Source organism: Catellatospora sp. NPDC049111 (assembly GCF_040648615.1).
Classification (GTDB): Bacteria; Actinomycetota; Actinomycetes; order Mycobacteriales; family Micromonosporaceae; genus Catellatospora; species Catellatospora aurea.
The window spans coordinates 1-17,881 of sequence record NZ_JBEZEB010000076.1; the positions used below are offsets into that span (position 1 = coordinate 1).

Annotated in this window: 16 protein-coding genes and 1 pseudogene; 5 read left to right on the forward strand and 12 right to left on the reverse strand. The window is 70.9% G+C overall.

Annotation, left to right across the window (positions count from 1 at the left end):
• Nucleotides 1-96: 96 nt before the first annotated feature.
• The 4 genes from AB0B66_RS43215 to AB0B66_RS43230 form a co-directional block, all read right to left on the reverse strand.
• Nucleotides 97-1,113: a hypothetical protein gene (locus AB0B66_RS43215; RefSeq protein WP_360541391.1), complete on the reverse strand. Its 1,017-nt coding sequence runs from the start codon at nt 1,111-1,113 to the stop codon at nt 97-99.
• 215 nt (nt 1,114-1,328) lie between these two features.
• Nucleotides 1,329-2,336: a hypothetical protein gene (locus tag AB0B66_RS43220; RefSeq protein ID WP_360541393.1), complete on the reverse strand. Its 1,008-nt coding sequence runs from the start codon at nt 2,334-2,336 to the stop codon at nt 1,329-1,331.
• A gap of 246 nt (nt 2,337-2,582) precedes the next feature.
• Nucleotides 2,583-3,578: a hypothetical protein gene (locus tag AB0B66_RS43225; RefSeq protein ID WP_360541395.1), complete on the reverse strand. Its 996-nt coding sequence runs from the start codon at nt 3,576-3,578 to the stop codon at nt 2,583-2,585.
• Between the two features lie 132 nt (nt 3,579-3,710).
• Entirely contained in the window at nt 3,711-5,117 is a 1,407-nt protein-coding gene (locus AB0B66_RS43230; protein WP_360541397.1) for an aminopeptidase P family protein, read from the reverse strand.
• 160 nt (nt 5,118-5,277) lie between these two features.
• Between AB0B66_RS43230 and AB0B66_RS43235 the strand changes: the two genes are divergently transcribed.
• Nucleotides 5,278-5,709: a hypothetical protein gene (locus AB0B66_RS43235; protein ID WP_360541400.1), complete on the forward strand. Its 432-nt coding sequence runs from the start codon at nt 5,278-5,280 to the stop codon at nt 5,707-5,709.
• Nucleotides 5,710-5,748: 39 nt separating this feature from the next.
• Here AB0B66_RS43235 and AB0B66_RS43240 read toward each other — a convergent pair whose 3' ends face one another.
• The 5 genes from AB0B66_RS43240 to AB0B66_RS43260 all read right to left on the reverse strand — a co-directional run bounded on the left by AB0B66_RS43240 (nt 5,749) and on the right by AB0B66_RS43260 (nt 11,083).
• The gene (locus AB0B66_RS43240; protein WP_360541418.1) at nt 5,749-6,504 is read right to left on the reverse strand and encodes a carbohydrate ABC transporter permease; all 756 of its coding nucleotides are present in this window, start codon (nt 6,502-6,504) and stop codon (nt 5,749-5,751) included.
• Nucleotides 6,505-6,638: 134 nt separating this feature from the next.
• Complete coding sequence (locus AB0B66_RS43245) at nt 6,639-7,535, reverse strand: sugar ABC transporter permease (RefSeq protein WP_360541402.1); 897 nt, start codon at nt 7,533-7,535, stop codon at nt 6,639-6,641.
• A 67-nt stretch (nt 7,536-7,602) separates the two neighbouring features.
• Nucleotides 7,603-8,820, reverse strand: coding sequence for an extracellular solute-binding protein (locus tag AB0B66_RS43250; protein WP_360541420.1), 1,218 nt, complete (start codon nt 8,818-8,820; stop codon nt 7,603-7,605).
• A 405-nt stretch (nt 8,821-9,225) separates the two neighbouring features.
• A complete protein-coding gene (locus AB0B66_RS43255; protein ID WP_360541404.1) occupies nt 9,226-9,810 on the reverse strand; it encodes a hypothetical protein in 585 nt (194 codons plus the stop codon).
• A 61-nt stretch (nt 9,811-9,871) separates the two neighbouring features.
• Nucleotides 9,872-11,083 carry an ROK family transcriptional regulator gene (locus AB0B66_RS43260; RefSeq protein WP_360541406.1) on the reverse strand — a complete coding sequence of 404 codons (1,212 nt, stop codon included), beginning with the start codon at nt 11,081-11,083 and terminating at the stop codon, nt 9,872-9,874.
• 64 nt (nt 11,084-11,147) lie between these two features.
• Here AB0B66_RS43260 and xylA point away from each other — a divergent pair, with 64 nt between their 5' ends.
• Together xylA and AB0B66_RS43270 are read left to right on the forward strand one after the other, a co-directional pair.
• Entirely contained in the window at nt 11,148-12,332 is a 1,185-nt protein-coding gene (xylA, locus tag AB0B66_RS43265; protein WP_203694775.1) for a xylose isomerase, read from the forward strand.
• 245 nt (nt 12,333-12,577) lie between these two features.
• Entirely contained in the window at nt 12,578-13,816 is a 1,239-nt protein-coding gene (locus AB0B66_RS43270; RefSeq protein WP_360541408.1) for an MFS transporter, read from the forward strand.
• 99 nt (nt 13,817-13,915) lie between these two features.
• Here AB0B66_RS43270 and AB0B66_RS43275 read toward each other — a convergent pair whose 3' ends face one another.
• Nucleotides 13,916-14,350: a DoxX family protein gene (locus tag AB0B66_RS43275; RefSeq protein ID WP_360541410.1), complete on the reverse strand. Its 435-nt coding sequence runs from the start codon at nt 14,348-14,350 to the stop codon at nt 13,916-13,918.
• Nucleotides 14,351-14,495: 145 nt separating this feature from the next.
• Between AB0B66_RS43275 and AB0B66_RS43280 the strand changes: the two genes are divergently transcribed.
• Nucleotides 14,496-14,798, forward strand: coding sequence for a hypothetical protein (locus tag AB0B66_RS43280; protein WP_360541412.1), 303 nt, complete (start codon nt 14,496-14,498; stop codon nt 14,796-14,798).
• A 1-nt stretch (nt 14,799) separates the two neighbouring features.
• Here AB0B66_RS43280 and AB0B66_RS43285 read toward each other — a convergent pair whose 3' ends face one another.
• Nucleotides 14,800-16,047: an MFS transporter gene (locus tag AB0B66_RS43285; RefSeq protein ID WP_360541414.1), complete on the reverse strand. Its 1,248-nt coding sequence runs from the start codon at nt 16,045-16,047 to the stop codon at nt 14,800-14,802.
• Between the two features lie 20 nt (nt 16,048-16,067).
• Nucleotides 16,068-16,643, reverse strand: a complete 576-nt coding sequence (locus AB0B66_RS43290) for a helix-turn-helix domain-containing protein (protein WP_360541416.1) — start codon at nt 16,641-16,643, stop codon at nt 16,068-16,070.
• Between the two features lie 264 nt (nt 16,644-16,907).
• On the opposite strand from AB0B66_RS43290, the pseudogene AB0B66_RS43295 reads away from it, so the two are divergent.
• Nucleotides 16,908-17,881: pseudogene (locus tag AB0B66_RS43295) on the forward strand (M4 family peptidase); the annotation flags it as partial.

A 17,881-nucleotide genomic window follows, 5' to 3' on the forward strand; every position in this document is an offset into this window, starting at 1 on the left:
GTCCGCGCTTTACGGTGCGTAACCCCCCCACCGCCTGCCCCCCCCGGCCCGGGCGTGCGGGGCCCCGGGCCCGGGGCCCGCCCGGTGAGACGCCGGTCAGGACGTCCAGATCACCGCGTGCCAGTCGCCGCCGACCGACACCTGGGCGGTGCCGACCGTCACGCCGAACTTGTTGACCCCGTTCGCCTTCGCTCCGCCACCGGTGACCAGGCTCGGCAGCCGGTGCGGCACACCGGCCTCGGACCAGTACACGGCCCGGTACAGGCCGGCGGCGTTCGAGCTCGCGCCGACCGTGTCACCGTCGTCGTTGATGGCGCTCACGAACGCGCTGTCGGCACCGTTGGGCAGGCCCAGGGTCACGATGGTCCCGTCGGCCTTCCACACGAAGTTTTCGTCGCTGCCGCCGTAGTACTGGCCGGCGATGTCGCCCCCGTTGTTGATCCCCGCGGCGAAGGATCCGTTGGCCGGCGGTGACGGGACGCTCGTCGCGACGCCGTTGACCAGCCGGGCGATGACGTCGCCGAGATGGCCGGTGACGACGCCGCCGTTGTTGATCGCCTCGGCGTCGAACTCCAGGCCGTAGAGGTCACCGGGGTGGTCGAGCTCGGTCATCACGCCGTTGGCCCAGCGGAAGCTCGTCGAGGTGTCGTCGGCGATGGCCCGGCCGACCACCACGCCGGCGTCGTTGACGCCGGTGGCCAGGCTGTAGTTGTTCTCCAGCGCGCCGAGGTCGGTCATGCCCACGCCCGGCCGCCACAGGAAGCCGTGCATGGTGACGTTGTCGGCCAGCGTGCTGTGGCCGACGATCCAGCCGTTGTTGTTGATGTCGGCCGGATAGGTGCGGGTGCCGCCCAGGCTGCCGATGTCGGTCATGGTGCCGTTCTTCCAGCGGAACGCGCGCATCGGCGCGGTCTGGCTGGGCGCGCCGCTGTAGCCGATGACGACGCCGTGGTCGTTGACGTCGGTCGCGGTGCTGCAGCAGGCGCCGCCGAGCGTGCCGAGGTCGATGACCTGCAGCGCCGCAGCCGCGGCGGGAGAGGCGGGCAGTGCCACCGCGCCGGCGGCGAACACGGCCAGGGAGGCGATGAGCACGCGTAAGGGAGTTCTGCGCACAGGCTGTCGCTTTCTCTCGTGGGACAGAGGTTCACGCCCCCCGTGGGGCCTGATCTCCGCAGTCTCCTCCGATGTGCGGCCGAGGCAATCGGATTGACGACCGGACCGACCGTCCATTGTCGACATCCTCGTCGGCCGTTCGGCTGATGGCGCGGGCCGGGCACCCGGACGGCCGCCGTGGCGACGCGTCCGGACGCCCGGCCGGTGAGTGCCGCTCAGCGGGTCCAGAGGACGGCGGTGTACTCGCCGCCGGTGGCGGTGAGGTTGGCGTGGCCGACCGTCTGGCCGAGCCGGTTCACGCCCAGCGCCGTGGCCTGTCCGCCCGGCACCAGGCTGGGCAGCAGGCGGGGCGTGCCGAACTCCGACCAGTAGACGGCGCGGGTGTGCCCGAACTCCAGGGTCCGGGTGCCCACCGTGTGCCGGCTCTCGTTGATCCCGTTGGCCGCGGCGAACTTCGCCCCGGCGGGCATGCCGAGGTTCAGCACGGTGCCGTCGGCCCGCCACACGAACGCGCCCTGGGCGCCGTTCCAGTACGTGCCCGCCACGTCGCCGTTGTCGTTGATGGCGCCGGCGTGGCCGACCAGCCCGGACGCGACCGTCTGGTTGTTCTTCCACCAGGCGGGCTGACCGGAGTCCTCCCCGTTGAGGGAGCCGCCGATCTTGCCGTGCTTGTTGATCCCGGCCGGATCAAAGCCTTCGCCGGTCGGGGTCACGATCTTCGACATGACGCCGTTCGCCCAGCGGAAGCCGTGCAGCTGGCCGTTGACCACGTACCGGCCGACCACGACGCCGCTGTCGTTGACGCCGGTGGCGATGCTGCTGTCCCCGAGGGAGCCCAGGTCGGTCATGCCGAGTCCGGGCCGCCACAGGAACGCGTGCACGGTGCCGTCACCGCCGGTCAGCTCGCTGTAGCCGACGATCCAGCCGTTGTTGTTGATCGCGAGCGCCACCGCCCGCGGCCCACCCAGCGTGCCGAGGTCGGTGATCACGCCGTTCTGCCAGCGGACCGCCCGCTCGGGCGGATTCTCCATGGTGCCGACCTGGCTCTGCCCGACCACGACGCCGTGGTCGTTGATGGCGAACGCCTGGCTGCAGCAGCTGCCGGACAGGTTGCCGAGCACCACGATCTGCGGGCCTGCCGCGGCCGCCGGAGCCGCGGTCAGCGACACCGCGGTGAGGACGGCGGCGACCGTCACGGACACCAGCCTTCGGACTGTTCTCATAGGCGCTCACTCTCTCGGGAGGGCAGGAGTTCACGCCACGTGACGGCGTGAACTCCCACAGTCCCCCGCCGGACACCGTTCGCGCAGTCAGCATGCTGACCACGACATTCCATTGCCGACATGTGACAGAAATGTTAAGTACTCGGTCTCATTCCGGCGGATTCCTGCACGAGAAAGGCATCCGAGCAGCCGAACGGCCCGGTGTGCACGCACGGATGTCCACACACACCGGGCCGTTCGTGGAGTTCAGCGAGTCCAGAGCACGGCGTGGTACTCGCCGCCGGTGGCGCTCAGGTTGGCCTGGCCGACGGTCTGGCCGAGGCGGTTCATGCCCCACGCCATCGACTGCCCGCCCGGCACGAGGCCCGGCAGCAGGTTCGGCGTGCCGAACTCCGACCAGTACACGGCCCGGTAGTTGCCGCCTGCGGTGACCCGCCAGCCGACGGTGTGCCGGCTCTCGTTGATTCCGGTGGTCGCGGCGTCGACCGTGTTCGGGGGCGGCGTCAGCGTGAGTACGGTGCCGTTGGCCCGCCACACGCCCACCACGGCCGGGGACGGGGCGGAGTCGAAGGCGACGTCGCCGCTGTCGTTGATCGCCGTACCCTCGCCGACCAGGCCCGACAGCACGGTGATGCCGTTCTTCCAGGTGGCCGGCTGGCTCACGTGGGTGCCGGCGATCTTGCCGTTCTTGTTGATCCCCTGCGCGGCGAAGCCGGACCCGTCCGGAGTGTTCAGGTCGCTGAGCACCCCGTCGGCCCAGCGGAAGCCGCGCAGCTCACCGCTGAGCACGTAGTAGCCGACGACGATGCCGCTGTCGTTGACGTCGGTGGCCACGCTCGTCGCGCCCAGCGTGCCCAGGTCGGCCATGCCGAGGCCGGGCCGCCACAGGAACGCGTGCATCGAGGCGTCGGCCAGCTCGCTGTAGCCGACGATCCAGCCGTTGTTGTTGATCGCCGTGGCGCCGGACCTCGCCCCGCCCAATGTGCCGAGGTCGGCCATGACGCCGTCCTTCCAGCGGAAGGCGCGCTCGGGCGGGTTCTCGCCGGTGCCCACCTGGCTCGACCCGACCACGACCCCGTGGTCGTTGACGGCGAACGCCTGGCTGCAGCAGGTGCCGGTCAGGGTGCCGAGGTCGACGGCGTGCAGCCCGCCGTCGGCCGAGGCCGGGGCGGCGGGCAGCACCACCACCAGCGCGACGGCGGCGGCCAGGGAGGAGGACAACAGGCGTCGTACGGTCTTCACGGGCGCTCGCTTTCGTAGGGGACCGGGAGTCACGCCGTGTGACGGCGCGGTCTCCACAGTCCCCCGCGGCACCCCTGCGACGCAGTCAGCATGCTGACCACGTCCGTCCATTGCCGACCTGTGAACGAAATGTTAAGACGCCAGCCTGTGCATCCAGGACTCCACGTCGGACGCGGAGCGCGGCAGGCCGTCGGACAGCATCCGGTAGCCGGTCTCGGTGATCAGCAGATCCTCCTCGATCCGGAAGCCCATGCCGCGCAGCTCGGCCGGGATCAGCCCGTCGTCGGGCTGGAAGTAGATGCCCGGCTCCACGGTGAGCACGTGCCCCGGGGTCAGCGTCCCGTCGAGGTAGTGATCGGCCCGCGCCGCGGCGCAGTCGTGCACGTCCAGGCCGAGCATGTGCCCCGAGCCGCACAGGGTCCAGCGCCGGTGCAGACCGCTGTCCTCGTCCAGGGCCTGCTCGGCGGAGACCGGCAGGATGCCGAGGTCGGCCAGGCCGTACGCGTACACGTGCATTGCCGCGCGGTGGAAGTCGCGGTAGGCCGCGCCCGGCACCAGCGCGGCGAGCGCGGCGTCGTTGGCCTTGCGGCACAGCTCGTACAGGTCGCGCTGCAGCGGGGTGAAGTGCCCCGAGATGGGCAGCACCCGGGTGATGTCGGCGGTGTACAGCGAGCGCGTCTCCACTCCCGCGTCGAGCAGCAGCAGGTCGCCGTCGCGGACCGGGCCGTCGTTGTCGATCCAGTGCAGGGTGGCGGCGTGCGCCCCGGCGGCGACGATCGAGTGGTAGCCGACCTCGTTGCCCTCCAGCCGGGCGCGCTGCCAGAACACGCCTTCCAGCAGCCGCTCCGAGGTGGCCTTGGCCTGCGGCAGGGCGCGCACCACGTCCTCGAAGCCGCGCGTGGTGATCGCGACGGCCTCCTCCAGCTGGGCGATCTCCCACGCGTCCTTGACCAGCCGCAGCTCGGCCAGCACCGCCTTCAGCTCGGCGTCGCCGTCGACCGGGGCGACCGCCGCGTCGACCTCGGTGTCCAGGCCGCGCAGCACCAGCGTCGGGGTGTCCGGCTTGAGCGCGGCGGCCAGCTCGTCGCGGTGCCGGGTCGTCACGCCCAGCGCCCGGGTGCTCTCCCCCAGCGTGGGACGGCGACCCGCCCACAGCTCGCCGTAACGGCGGTCGCGGAAGAACTCGCCGTTGTCCCGGGCCGAACGCGGCCGCAGGTACAACGTGCTCTCCCCGTCCGGCTCCACGACCACGACCCCGTCGCTGGACTGGTCGCCGGTCAGCCACACGTACGCCGAGTGCGCCCGGAACCGGTAGTCCTGGTCGTTGGAGCGGGCCTTGAACGTGCCCGCCGGCACGACGACGCGGTGCCCCGGGAACGCCTGGTGCAGGCGCGCGCGCCGGGCCGGCGTCCACGCCGCCACCTCGGCCTGCGGCAGGTCGTGGTGCTCGGAGTCGAGCCAGCCCGTGCGCATGAACTCGTCCAGTGCCGCCGACACGGGCAGGTCGTGGCTACCGGTGTGGAATCGCTGCTCCGCCATGCCGCAGACAGTACCGTACAGCCCTACGCCCCTTACACCCCCGACGAAGGAAGGGCACCTTCCCATCGGAATACGTAGAGGAAGGGCACCTTCTTAACATGCCCGCCGACGCTGCCTGCGGGGGCGGCAGATGGGCGGTGGTGGTCGCTAGACTGCGGCCATGTCGAGCGAAATCGATGCCGCGGCCTACGCCGCCGACACGGCGAGTCTGTCCGGCCGCATCGCGACCCGGGTGCAGTACGTGCTGGCCGGCGCGTACTTCCTGGCCGTCGCCGTGGCGCTGGGCCGGGCGGCCCAGCTCGCGGGCCGGTTCTACCTCCCCCACCAGGGCGACGAGGCCACCGGCACCGCCGACATCTGGCCCGGCGTGCTGGCCGCGGTCTGGCTCGCGATCACCTTCGTGCTGAGCATCGCGCCGATCCTCGCCGGGCTCACCGCGCTGTACGCAATCGTCCTGCTCGCCTCGGCCCGGCTGCGCGCCGACCGCCGCAGGTGGCGCTCGCTGGCGGCCAGCACCGTGCTGTCCGCGCTCGCCTTCGCGGCGTCACTGACCCCGCAGGCGCGGACCCTGCTCGTCTGGCTGCTCGACTAGCCGGAGGCGGGGCGCCGCGGCAGCGCCCCGCCTCCGCGGTCAGCTCTTGACCGAACCGGCCATCATGCCGCCGATGAACCAGCGGCCCAGCAGTATGTACACCAGCAGCGTCGGCAGCGAGGTGATCAGCGCACCCGCCATCGCCGCCGCGTAGTCCGGCGACTGCGCGCCGGCCAGCGCGTTGAGCGCGATGGTGATCGGCCCGTTGCGGGTGTTCGACAGGAAGATCGCGAACAGGTAGTCGTTCCAGGACGAGGTGAACTGCCAGATGACGGTCACCACGAAGCCCGGCAGCGACACCGGCAGGATCAGCGACCGGAACGTGCGCAGCAGCCCGGCCCCGTCCATCTGCCCGGCCTCGATCAGCTCCTCCGGAATGATCGTCGCGTAGTAGTTGCGGAAGATCAGCGTGCAGATCGGGATGCCGTACACCGTGTGCACGAAGACCAGCGTCGGGATGCCGGGCGCGACACCCAGCCACAGCACGATCTCCCGCAGCGGGATCATGACCGCCTGGTACGGGATGAACATGCCAAACAGGATCAGCGTGAACACCACGTCCGCGCCGGGGAAGCGCCAGCGCGACAGCACGAAGCCGTTCGCCGCCCCGATGATCGACGAGAGCAGCGCGACCGGGATCGCCAGCTGGAACGTGCGGCCGAACGACGGGCCCAGCGAGGTCCACGCCTTCTCCCAGGACGCGAACGTCCACGTCTCGGGCAGGTTCCACTGCCCGTTGACGCCGATCTCGCGGCCGGACTTGAAGCTCGTCACGACCAGCACGTACAGCGGCATGAGCACGATCAGCACGAACAGGATCAGCAGCCCGTACCGCAGGGCGCGGGCCACCGGCTTCGGCAGGCCCTGCCGCGGCGCGGGCGCCGGGCGGGGCGGGGCGGCGGCAGGCGGTGCGGCGACGGTCTCGGTGCTCATGAGCGCTTCTCCGAGCGGTTGACGTGGATCAGGTACGGCACGACCACCACGGCGACGACCAGCAGCAGGAACACCGAGATCGCGGCGGCCTTGGCGTAGTCGCGGGTGAGCAGGGTCTGCCAGACGTACACGGCGGGCACCTCGGTCAGCCACTGCGCCCCGGACACCGACATGATCAGGTCGAACATCTTCATCGACATGTGCCCGGTGATGATGAGCGCCGACAGGATCGTCGGCGTCAGCTGCGGGAACAGCACCTGCCGGTACAGCTGGAAGGTGGTGGCCCCGTCCACGACGGCGGCCTCGCGCAGCTCCTCCGGGATGCCCCGGAACCCGGCCAGGAACAGCGCCATCACGTATCCGGACAGCTGCCAGATCGCGGGCACCGCCATCGCGGCCATGCCCCAGTCGGGGTCGGTCCACCACGGGCTCTCCAGGAAGCCCAGCCCGAGGCCGTGGAAGATCGCGTTGATGCCGCCCGCGTTCTCCCCCTGCCCGGTGTTCATCAGCCAGCGCCAGACCACGCCCGAGGCGACGAACGACACCGCCATCGGGAACAGGTAGACGGTGCGCCAGAAGCCCTCGGCCTTCGCGCGGCGCTCCAGCAGCAGCGCCCAGATCAAGCCGAGCACGATGGTGCCGACCATGAACACGACCGTGAAGACGACCAGGTTCTGCAGCGAGTGGGTGAAGCGGTCGTTGATGTCGCTGGTGAACAGCTTGGTGTAGTTGTCGAGCCCGACGTAGCCCTTGGCGGGGCGGGCGTTGTGGCGGTCCTGCAGGGACAGGTTGACCGTCCAGCCGATCAGGCCGTACACGAACACGGCCAGCAGGATCAGCGACGGTGAGATGAGCAGCAGCCCGGGTATCCAGGTCCGCCTCCGGTGGCGCAACGCGACCTCCTCGGTAAGGAAGGGCGCCCTCCGGGTGGGAAGGCGCCCTTCGTTGCCTTACGGCGGACTACTTCTTCGGGCCGAACTCCGCCGCGGCGGCCGCCAGCGCCGTCTGCAGCGCGGCGACGTCACCGTCGGCGGAGAACTTGCCCTGCGCCGAGCCGACCGCGCCCTGCCAGCCCTGCGCGCACGCCGAACCGTGCGGGCAGCTCGGCACCTGGGTCGCGGTCTTCCAGTCGCCCATGGCGGCCTGCTGGTACGCCGGGAAGCCGTCGGTGCCGACGTCGGTGCGGGCCGGGATCGAGCCCTTCTTCTGGTTGAACGCGGCCTGGCCGGTGGCGCTGCCGACCGTCTTCAGCCAGCACTTGGTGCCGTCGGCGTTCTTCGCGCCCTTGGGCAGCACGAACGAGTCGGCCAGCCACTGGAACACGTTGCCGTTGCCCGGGAACACCGACCAGCCGTAGTCCTTGAAGCCCTTGGCGTCGAGGTCGGCCGCCTCCCAGTCACCCATCAGCTGGTACGCCGCCTTGCCGTCCATCAGCAGCTTCTCGGCGTCGGTCCAGTCGAAGGTGTCCCGGTCCTTGTTGGTGTAGGTGAGCAGCTTCTTGTAGTCGTTGATCGCCGTGGTGATCTCGGCGCCCTTCCAGTCGGTGCCGCCGTTCCACAGCCCGTTGAACTTCTCCGGGCCGAGCTTGGAGATCAGCAGGGCCTCGAACAGCATCTGCTGGGTCCAGTCCTTGCCCAGCGCCAGCGGCGTGGCCACCCCGGCGGCCTTGAGCTTGTCCAGGTCGGCGAAGAAGCCGTCGAGGGTGGTGGCGTCCTTGGTGATGCCGGCCTTGGCCAGCACCGTCTTGTTGCTCCACAGCACGTTGGCGCGGTGGATGTTGGCCGGCACCGAGTAGATCTTGCCGTCGACCGTCAGGTTCTCGATGAGGCCCTTCGGGAAGGCGTTGCTCAGACCCCATTCGGTGTACTGCGCCGACAGGTCCTCGAGCTGGTCGTCGTTGATGTAGTCGGACAGCTCCGCGCCCGCGTGGGCCTGGAACGTGTCCGGCGGGTCGTTCTGCTGCAGCCGCGAGGCCAGCACCTGCTTGGCGTTGCTGCCCGCGCCGCCGGCGACCGCGCCGTTCTCGAACTCGTAGTCCGCGCAGTCGGTCTTGAAGACACCCACCAGGCCGTCGAGTCCGGCCTTCTCACCGCCGTCGGCCCACCAGGTGAAGACCTCGACCTTCTTGGTGCCGGCGCCGGGCTCTTCACTGCTGCTGCAGGCCACGGTCGCGAACATCGTTCCGAAAGCGACGGCCAGGGCTGCCACTCGCCTGGAAAGACGCATGCTTCCTCCATCTGATTCTTGACATCGTTGTCTCACGCGCCAGCCCAGACTTCTCCCCTCGTGACGAGCCTGTCAACGCCGGTTACCGTTTTGTTGCCGGACACAACAGAATCGAGATCGCGAACTCGCCCATGGTCACCAAGCGCACACCGACGGCGTACCGAGGGAGCTCCGGCGGGTGTGCGCGATGGCAGGGGCGCCAGGCGCACCATGATCGTTCAACTTGCCTGGCAGGTGGGCGAATGCAAGATACGCACAGGTGCCTGGCAGGTCGAACGATCATGGACGGCCTGCGGAGCGGAGACGGCCGCGTTGTCGGCACCGCGCCACGGTGCCACCGCACGGCGTCATGCCGGGTCAGGCCCAGGACGCGTCCGCGTACTCGGGGTCGCGTAGGCGGGCCGGGAGCGATTCGGTCTGCTGCGTGTCGCTGTCGTCGGTGACCGCCACGGCGAACGCGGCCAGGCCCACCGCGGTGATGTCCTCGGCGACGGCCCAGTACCGGTCGGGCAGGTTGGTGCGCTGGTCGAGCGCCGCGCGAAGGTGGTAACCGCCGAACGCGCCCAGGCCCGCACCTGCCGCGCCGAGCGCCGCACCGGCCGCCGCGCGGCCGAAGCCGCGGTCGTCGGACCAGCCCAGCAGTCCGCCGGCCAGTCCGCCGAGGGCGAGGCGGGCGAGCAGCGGGCCGCGGTTGAGCCGGCTGGGCGTGCTCGGCAGTTTGTCGGCGACGATTTCGGTGGCCGCCGTGGCGACCAGGCTCTTGCGCACGAGCGGGCTGGACAGCACCTGGCCCTGCACCATCGAGGCGAAGCCCCGGCCCTTCTTGCCCTTCTTCTTGCCACCCCGGCTCATGGCCACCGCGAGCGCGGCCAGCCCGAGCTGCGAGCGCATCCCGGTGGCCATGCCGAGTGCCAGCGGTCGAAGAACCGTGATCGCGCCCATGGATACAGGTTATGCCTGTGGTGGCCGCGCCGCGGGCGGTCCGCGACGCTGCTGCGCGGAGCTAGGCGGCGGCCGTGCGGGTGGCCAGGAAACGGGCCGGGTCGTCGAGGATGGCCTGGGTGACCGCGCGTGCCGCGCCGACCAGGGCGGCATCGGCGCCCAGGGCCGACGCGCGGACCTTCACCGGGGACCAGCGCGCGGTGATCACGCGCCGGGACAGCTCGCGTTCGAGGGCCGGGCGCAGCCAGTCGATCAGCTCCGCGTAGTGGCCGCCGAGCACGACGGTGGCGATGTCGAGCAGGTTCACCGCGCCGGACAGCGCCACGCCGAGCGCCGTGCCGGCATGGTCCAGCGCGTCGAGCACCGGCGCGCTCGCGCGGCGGGCCCCGTCGACCAGGTCGGTGAGCACGGCCGCGCCGGTGGGCAGTCCGGCGGCGGCGCGGATGGCCTCCTCGCCCGCGTACTGCTCCAGGCAGCCGCGAGAGCCGCAGTGGCAGTCGGGGCCCTGCGGGTCGATGGTGACGTGGCCGATCTCCCCCGCCCAGCCGTGCGAGCCGCCGAACAGCTCGCCGTCGAGCACGATGCCGCCGCCGATGCCGATCTCGCCGGACACGTAGAGGAAGCTGCGCAGCCCGGTGGCGTGCCGCTCCCCCAGCGCGGCCAGGGTGGCCTCGTTCGCGACGTCCAGCGGCAGGTGGCCTAGACCGCCCAGGTCCTCGGGCCGGGGCAGGGCGACCTGCTGCCAGCCGAGGTTCGGGGCGATCCGGATGGTGTCCCCCTCGACCAGGCCCGGCACCGCGATCACGCCGCCCGCCGGGGTCAGCCCCAGGGCGGCGACGGCGGCGATGGCCTGGTCGGCCAGCTCGGCGAGCGCCTGCCAGGTCTGCGCGGGGCGGTGCTCACGCTGGTCGAGTCGGCGCACCTGCCGATGGCGTACGGCTCCCGTCAGGTCGACCGCGCACACGGCCAGGTAGTCGACGTTGACCTCCATGCCGAGCCCGGCCGGGCCGGTGCCCGCGGGCACGATGCCGGTGCCCGGCCGGCCGACGCCGGAGCGCGACACGGGCTCTAGTTCGGCGACCAGCCCCCCGGCGATCAGCTCGTCGACGATGGTGGAGACGGTGGCTCTGGTCAGCCCGCTGGCCGCCGCGATCTCGGCCCGGGACGGGGGCCGGTTCGCGGCGGTGACATGGCGCAGGACCAGCGCGAGGTTGTGATCGCGCAGGCTGCGCTGGCGCACCGGATCGTCTCGGCGCGGCGGGCGGGGCGGCATGGTCTTGACAATGCCACACCCTATAAGTTCAATGGCTGAACAAACAAGATTTCAGGGAGATGACATGACGCAGCCGACTCCGGCCGACAAGTTCACGTTCGGCCTGTGGACCGTGGGATGGCAGGGGCGCGACCCGTTCGGCGACGCCACCCGCGAGGCGATCGACCCGGTCGAGTCCGTGCACCGCCTCGCCGAGCTGGGCGCGTACGGCGTGACGTTCCACGACGACGACCTGATCCCGTTCGGTTCCGACGACAGCGAGCGCGAGCGGATCATCAAGCGCTTCCAGGCCGCGCTCGCCGAAACCGGCCTGGTCGTGCCGATGGCCACCACCAACCTGTTCACCCACCCGGTCTTCAAGGACGGCGGCTTCACCAGCAACGACCGCGCCGTGCGCCGGTACGCGCTGCGCAAGGTCATGCGCAACATGGACCTGGCCGCCGAACTGGGCGCGCAGACCTACGTGCTGTGGGGCGGCCGCGAGGGCACCGAGTACGACGGCTCCAAGGACGTGCGCACCGCGCTGGAGCGCTACCGCGAGGGCCTGGACATGCTCGCGCAGTACAGCATCGACCGGGGCTACGGGCTGAAGTTCGCGCTGGAGCCCAAGCCGAACGAGCCCCGCGGCGACATCCTGCTGCCGACGATCGGCCACGCGATCGCGTTCATCGACAGCCTCGAGCACCGCGACATGGTCGGCCTCAACCCCGAGGTCGGGCACGAGCAGATGGCCGGCCTGAACTTCCTGCACGGCATCGCCCAGGCGCTGTGGCACGGCAAGCTGTTCCACATCGACCTCAACGGCCAGCGCGGCATCAAGTACGACCAGGACCTGGTGTTCGGCCACGGCGACATCGTCAACGCGTTCTTCCTGGTCGACCTGCTGGAGTTCGGCGCCGCCGACGGCGGCCGGGCGTACACCGGCCCGCGCCACTTCGACTACAAGCCGTCCCGGACCGAGGACCTCGACGGGGTGTGGGCGTCGGCGGCCGCGAACATGCGCACGTACCTGCTGCTCAAGGAGCGCGCCGCAGCGTTCCGGGCCGACCCGCGGGTCGCCGAGGCCCGCGCCGCCGCCCGCTACGACGAGCTCGGCGTGCCGACCCTGGGCGCGGGCGAGACCTACAGCGACCTGCTCGCCGACCGGTCGTCGTTCGAGGACTTCGACGTCGACGCCCAGGCCGCCAAGGGCGGCGCGTTCGTCCAGCTCAACCAGCTGGCGCTCGAGCACCTGCTCGGCGCTCGCTGACCGGCCACGGGCCGCCGCCGCGGTGCGACGGCGACGGCCCGTTCTTGATCGCCGTTTCCGGTCAGAACCTCGGGTGCCACCGCAGGTTCCGACCGGAAACGGCGATCTTCGTCGGGCGCGCACCCCACGTGCGCGTGTCGCCCCTCTTGTCCACGCGCGCCGTGCGGGCGGGTGACGCCGGCGCGTGACGCGGAGCACGCAAAACGGGTGCGCACAGGTCCCCGCATGCGGGCTAACCTGCCCACGTGCTGACCCGGATGATCAAACTGCTGCCCGACCACCCCGCCACCCGTGCGCTCGTCTTCAGCACGCTCGCGGGGTCGACGTCGCGCGGCCTGTTCATCACGATCAGCGTCATCTTCTTCACGCGCTCGGTGGGGTTGTCCGCCGGGCAGGTCGGGCTCGGGCTGACCATCGCCGCTGTGGTGGGTCTGATCGCCGGAGTGCCCGCCGGGCACCTCGCGGACCGGGTCGGCCCGCGCCGGGTCATGGTCGCCTTCGGGACGGCCCGGGCGGCACTCATGCTCGGCTACCTCGCTGTGCACGACTTCCCGGGCTTCGTGCTGGTCGCGGCCGGGGTGCAGGTGCTGGAGACGGGCTTCGGCGCCGCGAACGGGGCGCTCATCGCGGGCTCGATCCCCGCCGAGCACCGGGTGCGCACCCGGGCCATGCTGCGTGCCGTCACCAACGTGGGCTGGGGCGTCGGCGCGCTGATCGCCGGAGTGGCGCTGAAGTACGACACCCGGGCTGCCTACGTCGCCATCATCGTCGTCTGCGCGGCACTCGCGCTGACGGCATCGTCGCTGGTCATGCGGGTGCCACCGGTCGCGCCACAGCCCCGTCGCGCTTCCGGCCCCGCGCTGATCGTGCTCCGGGACCGGCCGTACCTCGCGCTCGCGGCGCTCAACGGGGTGCTGTGCATCCACTACGGCATGCTCAACGTGGCCGTGCCGCTGTGGGTGGTCGAACGCACCAACGCGCCGGCCTGGGTCGTCGCCATGCTGGGCCTGCTGAACGCCACTGTCGTGGTGCTGTTCCAGATCCGCGCCAGCCGGGGCACCGCCACCGCAGAGGGGGCTGCCGCCGCGCAGCGGACGTCCGGACTTCTGCTGCTCGGTGCCTGCCTGCTCTACAGCCTCGCCGCAGGGCAGAACGCCCGGATCGCCGTCGCTGTGCTCGTCGCGGCCGCGCTCGTGCACGTGCTCGGCGAGCTGCGCCAGGCCGCAGGCTCGTGGGGCATCTCGTTCGACCTCGCGCCGGACCACGCCCAGGGGCAGTACCAGGGCATGTACGGCACCGGGTTCTCGCTGGCGGGCGTGGTCGCGCCCGCCCTGCTGGCCACGGTCGTCGTCGGCTGGGGATGGCCCGGCTGGCTGCTGTTCGGCCTGGTCTTCGCGGCCAGCGGAGCAGCAGTGCCCGCCACCGTGCGCTGGGCACGGCGGGCCCGCGCGCAAGCCGCGGCACCGGAGCCCGCCCTCGTCTGAACCAGTCGTGACCTGGCTGTCCGGCAGGACGAAGTTTGGAAGGGCACCTTCACATCGCTCCGCGATGTGAAGGTGCCCTTCCTTTCGCTTCGCCCGGGGTCAGGAGGCGGTGGCCAAGGGGGCCGGTGGTGCCGGGTCGCGGCGGCGCAGGAGGGCGTCGAGGGAGAAGGCGCCGGGGCCGAGCACCGCGATGATGAGGAACGACCAGCAGAACAGGGCGGCAGCCTCGCCGCCGTTGTTCAGTGGGAGCAGGCCCTGGGTCTGGTGCACGACGAAGTAGGCGTACGCCATGGAGCCGGAGCAGAGCAGAGCGGCCGGCCGCGTCGCCAGGCCCGTGATCACAAGGATGCCGCCGGCGAGCTGGATGAGCGCCGCCCACCAGCCGGGCCAGGCGGCGAACTCGACGGCACGGCCGGAGCCGCGGTTGCCGCCGAAGACGCCGAACAGTGAGGCCGCGCCGTGGAACGCGAACAGCAGGCCGAGCACGACCCGGAACAGGGTCAGGGTCACGGCGGCGGATCGGGCAGAGGACATGAAGGTCTCCTCAGGGAGAGATCTGATGTCGTTGCCCGGACGCATCCAAGATTAGATCGATTGATTCACACCTTGCAATGTTCGTCTCAATGGGCGAACACAGTTCGGCCCTTGCCAGCTGGTGCGGCATGGTTACGCTCGGCGGATGCACGCCCTCGTCGAGCGGGAACTCGACCCCCTCCCCTTCCTCGTACTCGGCCTCGCCATGCTCGGGATCGGCCTGATGCTGCTGTGGCGCGGTATCCGGTTGCGGCGGGTGCACCGCGGCTCGGTCGAGCGCGAGGCCACCCTCGGCACGGTCTTCGACGGCACCGCGCAGGAGCGGGACCCGCGCCGCACCGGAGGGCGCAATGCCGGCGACTGGCTGCGGATCTTCGTGGAAGGTCTGCTGCTGGCCGGTGTCGGAGCGGCCTTCACCGTGCACGCGATCAGCCGCCTGGTGGACTGAGTCACAGTCGCCGCATACGCGGGATGGGTGAGGCCAGCAGCCAGAGCACGCCCAGGAGCGCGCCGACGGTGGCGATCCACAGCGTCTCGCGTACGCCCAGGGCGGTGCCCAGCGCGCCGCCGATGACCGCGCCGATCGGGCGGATGCCGTAGTTGATGGTGCGGTGCGCGCCCGTCACCCGGGCGCGCAGCTCGTCGGGGATGACGCTGGCCTGCAGCGAGCCGCCCGCGGTGTCCAGCAGCATGACGCCGAGGCCGGAGAGGAACTCGGCGCAGAACACCATCGTCAGCACCAGCCAGTGCGGGCCCTGGGCCAGCGGAATGAGGATCAGCGGGGCCGGGAACAGCAGGTAGCCGAAGACGTACAGCGGTCCGACGCCGAAGCGCTCGGCCACCCGCCGCGCGACGGCCGCGCCGATCAGCGCGCCGACGGCGGCGAGGCCCAGCCCGAGGCCCAGCACGTCGGGGGTGATGTGCAGTTCGGTGGTGACGTACAGGATGACCAGCGCGAGGTACATGAAGTTGAACAGGTTGAGGGTGCTGCTCGCGCTGACGGCCGCCCGCATGACCGGGTGGCGTGCGATGAACGACAGGCCCTCGCGCAGTCCGAGGCCGCGCCGGGCGGTCGGCGTCGGTTCGACGACCTCCACGCGGGCGATCATGACAGCGGAGAACAGGAACGACACCGCGTCCAGCAGCAGCGCGAACGGCGCGCCGACCAGGCGCACCAGCACGCCGCCGACGCTCGCCCCGGCCACCGACGAGAACGCCCGCGAGCCGTTGAGCAGCGCGTTGGCGGGCAGGAAGTCCTCGCGGGGCACGAGTGAGACGAACAGGGTGGTGCGGCACACCTCGAACAGCACGCTGAACGTGCCGACGGTGAACGCGACCAGGTAGAGCTGGGTCATGGTGAGCGCGTCGAGCAGGTACAGCACCGGCACGGCCAGCAGCGCGACCGCGCGGGCGACGTCGGCGGCGACCATGATGGTCCGCTTGTAGGGCCGGCGGTCGGCCCAGCCGCCGAACAGCAGCGAGAACAGCAGGTTCGGGGCGAGCGCGGCGGCGGTCAGCCAGCCCATCTCGGCGGGGCCGGCCTGCGCGACGAGCACCGCGAACAGCGGGAGTGCCAGTTCGGTGATCTGGTCGCCGAGCAGGGAGACGCTCTGCCCGGTCCAGTAGCGCCGGAACGGGGTCTGCCGCAGCAGCGGGGGCAGCCAGCGGCGAGTGTCGGGGGTGGCGGTGGCGGTCATGGGGGTGTGCGCCTCCGGGGTCAGGGCTGGTTGTCGATGGTGGTCACGTAGTAGCCGACGTGGACCAAACGCGCGCCGGGTGGCCGCAGGGACGGGTCGGTCTGGCGGGGCCGGTACGCCTCGAAGAGGGCCTCGATGCGTTGGGACAGTTCGCCGAGTTCGTCGGTGGTGAGGTAGGCCAGGTCGTCGCCGGGGCCGGTGACGGCGCGCCACTGCGGCGGGTCGTCGGCGCGGCCGGCCAGCCAGGTCATGGCGCGTTCGTAGAAGCGGCGGATGATCACCCCGTCGAGCTGGTCGACGGCGGCGCGGGTCTCGGCGTCGTCGGAGTCGCGGCCCCACCGGGTCATCAGGGCGGTGGCCCGCCACGGCCGCTCCCGGGCGTCGGCCCCCTCGACCCGTTCGACCAGGCCGTACTTGGCGAGTTGGCGCAGGTGGAAGGAGCAGTTGGGTACGTTCTCGCCCAGCCGGCGGGCGGCCTGGGTGGCGGTCAGCGGGCCCTCCCGCCGCAGCAGGCCGACCAGCGAGATGCGCAACGGGTGGGCGTACGCGCGCATGGCGACGGGGTCGGTGAGGTCCACCACGGGTTGGTCGGTCACATGCTAAAGATAGCTTTAGAAAGCTTTCTCTACAATCTTGGGACGTCACTCCCCCGCTGTCACCTACCGGACACGCGATCCGCCGGCCGCGCCGAGTCGATCACGCGATGACGAGACAGCACCCCTTACCGACCGGCCGACCGGCGTCGGCGAAAGTTCTTTCATCGACAGATAGGGATGCGAAAGACTTCCAAAGTTCTCCCCACTTCTATATATATGGCTTTCAGTGACTACCGTCACACTCCACTGAGTCGGGGAGGACTCGTGAAAAGAACCCTCGCGACCGGCAGTGTCGCCCTACTCGTGGGCGCCATGCTGTCGGTGTCGGCAACCTCCGGCAGTGCCGCGCCCAGCGGCCCCTCGTCGCCCACCGGCCTGGCGGCCGCCGAACGCGCGCTCGCCGAGCACCCGGCGGACGTGCGCGCCGCGGGCGGCGACGCCTACCGCATCGACCGCACCATCAGCGACAGCAGCGGCACCCACGTGCGCTACGCCCGCACGTTCCAGGGCCTGCGGGTGTACGGCGGCGACTTCGTCGTGCACACCGGCCCCAACGGCGTCTACAAGGGATCGTCGGTCGGCCTGGAGGCCCCGCTGACCCTGTCGACCACCCCGAAGGTCACCGCCGCCAAGGCCGCGCAGACCGCGCGCAGCCGCTTCTCCGGCACCGTCGCCACGGTCGGCTCCTCCGAGCTGTTCATCGACGCCAGCAGCGGCAAGGGCAAGCTGGCCTGGGAGACCGTCGTCACCGGCATGGGCCCGGACAAGCAGACCCCGTCCAAGCTGCACGTCATCACCGACGCGGTCACCGGCGCGTACCTCGGCTCGTTCGACGAGATCATGATGGTCAACGGCACCGGCAACAGCATCTACTCGGGCGCCGTCACCGTCGACACAACCCTGTCGGGCTCGACGTACTCGATGATCGACCCGTCGCACGGCAACGGCCGCACCTGCGACATGAACAACGGCTCCTCGACCTGCACCACGTTCACCGACGCGGACAACGTGTGGGGTGACGGCACGAATGCCAACCGGCAGTCCGCCGGTGTCGACGCGCACTTCGGCGCGGCGGCGACGTTCGACTACTTCAAGAACGTCCACGGCCGCAACGGCATCTTCGGCAACGGCACCGGCGTGCCGAGCCGGGTCCACTACGGCAACGCGTACGTCAACGCGTTCTGGGACGGCGCGCAGATGACCTACGGCGACGGCTCGGGCAACAGCCGCCCGCTCGT

Coding starts and splice junctions, on each gene's coding strand:
- AB0B66_RS43220 (WP_360541393.1), bottom strand. CDS start 2,336: ATGAGAACAGTCCGAAGGCTGGTGTCCGTGACGGTCGCCGCCGTCCTC.
- AB0B66_RS43230 (WP_360541397.1), bottom strand. CDS start 5,117: ATGGCGGAGCAGCGATTCCACACCGGTAGCCACGACCTGCCCGTGTCG.
- AB0B66_RS43235 (WP_360541400.1), top strand. CDS start 5,278: ATGTCGAGCGAAATCGATGCCGCGGCCTACGCCGCCGACACGGCGAGT.
- AB0B66_RS43240 (WP_360541418.1), bottom strand. CDS start 6,504: ATGCCGCTGTACGTGCTGGTCGTGACGAGCTTCAAGTCCGGCCGCGAG.
- AB0B66_RS43250 (WP_360541420.1), bottom strand. CDS start 8,820: ATGTTCGCGACCGTGGCCTGCAGCAGCAGTGAAGAGCCCGGCGCCGGC.
- AB0B66_RS43255 (WP_360541404.1), bottom strand. CDS start 9,810: ATGGGCGCGATCACGGTTCTTCGACCGCTGGCACTCGGCATGGCCACC.
- AB0B66_RS43260 (WP_360541406.1), bottom strand. CDS start 11,083: ATGCCGCCCCGCCCGCCGCGCCGAGACGATCCGGTGCGCCAGCGCAGC.
- xylA (WP_203694775.1), top strand. CDS start 11,148: ATGACGCAGCCGACTCCGGCCGACAAGTTCACGTTCGGCCTGTGGACC.
- AB0B66_RS43275 (WP_360541410.1), bottom strand. CDS start 14,350: ATGTCCTCTGCCCGATCCGCCGCCGTGACCCTGACCCTGTTCCGGGTC.
- AB0B66_RS43280 (WP_360541412.1), top strand. CDS start 14,496: ATGCACGCCCTCGTCGAGCGGGAACTCGACCCCCTCCCCTTCCTCGTA.
- AB0B66_RS43285 (WP_360541414.1), bottom strand. CDS start 16,047: ATGACCGCCACCGCCACCCCCGACACTCGCCGCTGGCTGCCCCCGCTG.